At 66.5% G+C, this 4,717-nt stretch carries 3 protein-coding genes and 1 pseudogene; 2 read left to right on the top strand and 2 right to left on the bottom strand.

Annotated features, from left to right (window positions below; translation table 11 throughout):
• Both ACXJL8_RS34420 and ACXJL8_RS34415 read left to right on the top strand, forming a co-directional pair.
• Positions 1-154, top strand: a pseudogene (locus tag ACXJL8_RS34420) (YcgN family cysteine cluster protein); the annotation flags it as partial.
• 156 nt (positions 155-310) lie between these two features.
• Positions 311-1,897, top strand: a complete 1,587-nt coding sequence (locus ACXJL8_RS34415) for an MDR family MFS transporter (RefSeq protein WP_456624068.1) — start codon at positions 311-313, stop codon at positions 1,895-1,897.
• 4 nt (positions 1,898-1,901) lie between these two features.
• On the opposite strand, the gene ACXJL8_RS34410 is transcribed toward ACXJL8_RS34415, so the two are convergent.
• Both ACXJL8_RS34410 and ACXJL8_RS34405 read right to left on the bottom strand, forming a co-directional pair.
• On the bottom strand, positions 1,902-3,608 hold the full coding sequence (locus ACXJL8_RS34410) for an alpha/beta hydrolase (RefSeq protein WP_456624067.1): 1,707 nt from the start codon (positions 3,606-3,608) through the stop codon (positions 1,902-1,904).
• Between the two features lie 21 nt (positions 3,609-3,629).
• Positions 3,630-4,717 (bottom strand): sensor histidine kinase (locus ACXJL8_RS34405; protein WP_456686395.1); only part of this gene is annotated, 1,088 nt, incomplete at its 5' end.

The following is a 4,717-nucleotide window of genomic DNA, read 5'->3' as shown; positions in this document are numbered from 1 at the left end:
TCCCAACACCGTGCATGAGGCCGGCGTCTCCGTGCGCGGCCGGGTCGAGGGCAGCGAGGAGGCGATCCCGGACGAGGACCTCGAGGACCACATCGTGCAATGGCCCGCGCAGCTGCCGAAGCGGGCGCGCCTGAAGCGACGTCCGAAAGACTGACCCGTCGTTCCTCGTCAGGTCACGTCTTCGCGATGACCCCGGGGTGGGATGCTCCCATGCGCCGCGGTGCCTGCCTGAGAAGAACTTTGCTGTCTACATTGTCTCGATAGAACGAATCCTTCGCGGCATTGCGCCGCTCCACGACGTCCGATCGAGATGAACAAGTTCGAACGGCAGGGCGAACCTGCCGACAGCCAGACATTGCCCGACGACATCGCCGAAGAGCTCTCCCGCCTTCCGACCGAGGTCATCAGCGTCAGCGACGCGCCCTCCCTGGCGCCGCCGGCGCCGCTGTCGCAGGACGAGGTCCGGACCATCGTGATCAGCCTGATGCTGACGATGTTCCTGGCGGCGCTCGACCAGACCATCGTCGCTACCGCGCTGCCGACCATCGGGCGCCAGTTCCAGGATGTCTCGAACCTGTCCTGGGTGATCACGGCCTATCTGCTCGCCTCGACCGCGGTTGCACCGGTGTTCGGGACGCTGAGCGACATCTATGGCCGCAAGGCCATGCTGGTCGTGTCGTTGAGCCTGTTCATCGCGGGCTCGGTGCTGTGCGCGATCGCGCCGAGCATGCCGATGCTGATCCTGGCGCGCGGGCTCCAGGGGCTCGGCGGCGGCGGCATCATGCCGGTGGTGCAGACCGTGATCTCCGACGTCGTGAGCCCGCGCGAGCGTGGCCAGTATCAAGCCTATTTCTCCAGCGTCTGGATGGTCGGCGGCATCCTCGGCCCCGTGATCGGCGGCGTGTTCGCCGAGCATCTGCACTGGTCGATGATCTTCTGGATCAATTTGCCGCTCGCGGCCGCGGCACTCGCGCTGCTGCTGCCGAAGATGAAGAAGATCCCGGTGTTCCACCGCAAGCGCAAGGTCGACTGGGTCGGCGGCGTGCTGCTGATGGCCTCCGCCGTGGTCTTCATGCTGGTGCTGACCTGGGGCGGCACGCGTTATCCGTGGCTGTCGCCGACCGTTCTTGCAATGGTGGGCGGCGCCGTCGCGCTCGCGGTCACCTTCGTCTGGCATGCGCGCCGGGCGGACGAGCCGTTCCTGCCGCTGCCGCTGCTCAGCGGCAAGGTCGCGCCGTTCGCGTTGACGGCGGGCGGCTGCGGCCTCGGCGCGATCACCGGCCTCACCGTGCAGCTCCCGCTCTATTACGAGTCGGTCTACCATCTCAGCGCCAGCGAGGCGGGGCTTGCGCTGATTCCGCTTGCCGCGGTCTCGACCTGCGGCGCGGCGATTGCCGGCCGCACCATGGCGCGCGCCAAGCACTACAAGCGCGTCGCCATCGTCGGCACCTCCTGGGCGGCGCTGTGCGCGCTGGGCCTCACCGTCACCACGCTGCCGCTGTGGGGCCTCTTGACGCTGATGGCCGCGTTCGCGCTCGGGCTCGGCACCACCTTCCCGGTCTGCGTGGTCTCGCTGCAGAATTCGGTGGCCCGTCCGCAGGTCGGCACCATCACCGGCGCGATGAACTTCTTCCGCTCGCTGATGTCCTCGTTCACGGTCGCGGCGTTCGCCGCCATCCTGCTGATCGCGCTCGGCACGGACATTCCGCTCGCCGGCGAGCATCACGCCGCAGGCGGCATCCCTGCGATCCCCGCCGAGGACATGCGGCACGCCTTCCGCTACGTCTTCGCTGCCGCCACCGCGTTGATGACCACCGCCGCGCTCTGCCTGATCGCGATGGAGGAGCGGCCGCTCGCCGGTCCCTCCACCGCGCAACCCGTCGAGATGGCGGAGTAGGATCTCATCCCCCGCGGTCGGCGTAGGGATCGTCGCCGGCATTGCCTTCGGCTCCCTTCCGCGCCGCCGCCGCAAGATGGGTCTTGAGCCGCGCCAGCGCATCGGCGGACCAGTCGCGGACATCGGTGACCGCAACCCAGGCATCGACGTAGTGTTCGGGCGCGAAGACATGGCCAAAGCCCATCGGCGTATCGGTCGCGACCGCCATGTCGAGGGCGAGCTGCAGCATCGTGACGATCGGATACCATCGCAGCTCCGGTGACACGTCCGGTCCGCGCGGCGCATTCATCCAGGCCGGGGCCCGAAAGGCGTCGCGGTAGGCGAAGAACGTGATCGCGTCGCTGGCATATTGCAGATAGACCACGCGCATCGGGCCCCAGGGCGTATCCGGCGGCACCGTCGGCCCGTTCTGGTTCATGAAGCGGACGAAGCGGTTGTCGCGGAATTCCGGCAGCCAGGCCGGCGAGCCCTGATTGCGGTTCGCGGTGACCGAGTTCCAGATGCGGCTCTCGAATGGCGGCCCGCTCCACAGCGCGCCGGCAATCGGATCGCCGATCGTCTCGAACAGCTCCGCGGATTTTTCCGAGTTCATCGCGCCGAGGCTGAGCCCGTGCAAATACAGCTTCGGCCGCTTGTCCTTCGGCAATGTCGTCCAGTAGCCGTAGATCTCGGAGAACAGCGCACGCGCGGCTTCCGCGCCATATTCGGGCTGAAACAGCAGCGACAGCGGGCTGTTGAGATAGGAATACTGCACCGCGACGCTGGCGACGTCGCCATGGTGGAGATATTCGACCGTATCCATCGCGGACGGATCGATCCAGCCGGTGCCGGTCGGCGTGATGACGACGAGCGTCGCGCGTTCAAATCCATGCTGGCGCTTGAGCTCGTCGAGCGCAAGCCTGGCGCGGGCCTGCGCCGTGTCGCCGCCGCCGAGACCCACATAGACGCGCACCGGGTCCTGCGCGGGCCTTCCCGTGACGGCGCCGATCTCCGCTGCGGTCGGACCTGAGGCAATGAATCTGCGCCCCATACGCCCGAGCTGGTTCCACTTCACCAGCGACGCCGGGCTTCCCGTTCTCTCGGGCGCGGTCGGCTGCGGCCGCTCGGGCTCGAGCAAGGCATCGATTTCGCGGAAGGACGAATCGAGCGCGTTGAACGCGGTGCGGATCAGGACATTGCTGGCGATCGACCAGAACAGCAGGCCTGCAACGAGCACGCCGATGACGTTCGCGATCTTTCGCGGAATGACCCGCCCTTTGCGCGCGGCCAGGAAGCGGGCGACAAGCACGAACAGCCGCCCCAGCACCAGCAGCACGACGAACGTGATCAGGGCGATGACGCAGACCTTGAGCGGATGCGCGGTCTCGACCGGCGCCATCTTCATCACGGTGCGGATCGAGTTCTGCCATTCGGCAGCCCGCCGCAGGAAGACGATGACGACGAGCAGGCAACCGGCCGTGACCAGCGCATTGGCGCTCGATCTCACGCGCGCCGAAGGCTCGGGCAATTCGAGGTAGTGCCATAGCCAGCGCCAGAGGATGCCGGCGAGGTAGCCGATCGCAAAGCAGCCGCCGGCGAGGACGCCTTGCGTGAGATAGCTGCGCGGGATCAGCGTCGGCGTCAGCGCGGCCGCGAAGAACAGCGCGCCCAGCATGAGGCCGACGCCCGACAGCGATAGCAGTTGCCTTCGAATGAGCCGCGCCAGATTCATGAAGGCACCCTCCGAGCGATGCTATCCTCTGTTGCTATCTGAAAAACTGCTCTTGCGCGGCAATCGGATGGTGAACTCGGTGAATTCGCCGGGGCGCGTATCGACGTCGATCGTGCCGCCGTGCTGCTTCACGACGATGTCGTGGCTGATGGAGAGTCCGAGGCCGGTGCCTTCACCGGCGGGCTTGGTCGTGAAGAAGGGATTGAACATCTTCTCCTTCACGTCGGGCGCAATGCCGGCGCCGTTGTCGCGGATGCGGATCTCGACTTCAGTGCCGCGGTCGCGCGTCGTGGCGCTCAGCGTGGGCGCGACGCATCCGCTTTTGCTGCGCTTTTCCAGCGCGTAGAAGCCGTTCGAGATCAGGTTCAGCAGCACCCGCGTGATCTCCTGCGGAAACAATTCCGCCGTGCCGGCCTGCGGATCGAGCGCGCGCTCGAGCGTGACGTCGAACTGCGGCCTCTCGGCCCGCGCGCCGTGATAGGCGAGGTCGAGGCTCTCCTCGACCAGGGCGTTGATGTCGGTGAGCCGGTGTTCGCCGGCGCCCTCGCGCGAATGCAGCAGCATGTTCTTGACGATCGAGTCGGCGCGCCGTCCGTGCTGCACGACCTTTTGCAGGTTATCCTTCAACAGACCAGTGAGCTCATCGACCTCGTCGCGGGTATTTTTCGCCAGGGCGGCCGTCTTCAGGGCGTCATTGAGCTCGTCGATCAGCTCGCCCGACAGCGCCGCGAAATTATTGACGAAATTGAGCGGGTTCTTGATTTCGTGCGCGATCCCTGCGGTGAGCTGGCCGAGCGAGGCGAGYTTCTCGGTCTGCACCAGGCGATCCTGCGCGGCGCGCAGGTCGTCGAGCGATTTTGCAAGCTCCCGGGTGCGGGCCTGCACTTGCTCGAACAGCCGCACATTGCCGATCGCGATCACGGCCTGGTCGGCAAAGGTCTGCAGCAGAGCGACCTGCTTGTCGGTGAACGGATGCACCTCGTTGCGGCGGAGCAGGATCGCGCCGATGCTCTCGTTCTCCTGCAACAGAGGCACGCTCAGAATGCTGCGGTGGCCCATGCGCAGCGCGTGCGCGCGGCCTTCCGGGAACTCATCGCTCTCACTGAGAT

It is taken from the genome of Bradyrhizobium sp. P5_C11_2 (assembly GCF_054049755.1).
The sequence above is the reverse complement of the archived record's forward strand: the minus strand, read 5'-3'. Positions and strand labels throughout refer to the sequence as shown.

What these genes read in the sequence shown, in the direction of transcription:
- ACXJL8_RS34415 (WP_456624068.1), top strand. Translation starts at nt 311, where the DNA reads ATGAACAAGTTCGAACGGCAGGGCGAACCTGCCGACAGCCAGACATTG.
- ACXJL8_RS34410 (WP_456624067.1), bottom strand. Translation starts at nt 3,608, where the DNA reads ATGAATCTGGCGCGGCTCATTCGAAGGCAACTGCTATCGCTGTCGGGC.